This window comes from Bradyrhizobium sp. Crot121, from assembly GCF_059512385.1.
The window spans coordinates 1-276 of sequence record NZ_JCAMOR010000557.1; the positions used below are offsets into that span (position 1 = coordinate 1).

At 59.8% G+C, this 276-nt stretch carries 1 protein-coding gene; it reads left to right on the plus strand.

The window, feature by feature from the left end; translation table 11 throughout:
• The coding region (locus AC5ZGW_RS47895) for a Crp/Fnr family transcriptional regulator (RefSeq protein WP_496114369.1) at positions 1-276 on the plus strand (276 nt) is incomplete at both ends.

Here is a 276-nt window from a genome sequence, read left to right on the forward strand (position 1 = left end):
CGCGGCCTGCAATGCACTGCATCCGGTCAAAGACCGCATGGTCCGATGGCTACTCCATTTTTGCGACTGCATCGACCACGACGTTCTTCCGCTCACCCAGGAGACCTTGTCGCAAATGCTCGGTGTGCGACGAACCACGGTGACGCTCCTGATGCGCGATCTGCGCGCATCAGGAGCGATCAAATCTGATCGACGAGGCCAAATCGAGATCGACCGGTTGCGGCTCGCGGCCGCGGCGTGCGAATGCCACGGCAATATGCGACTCGAATTCGAGAA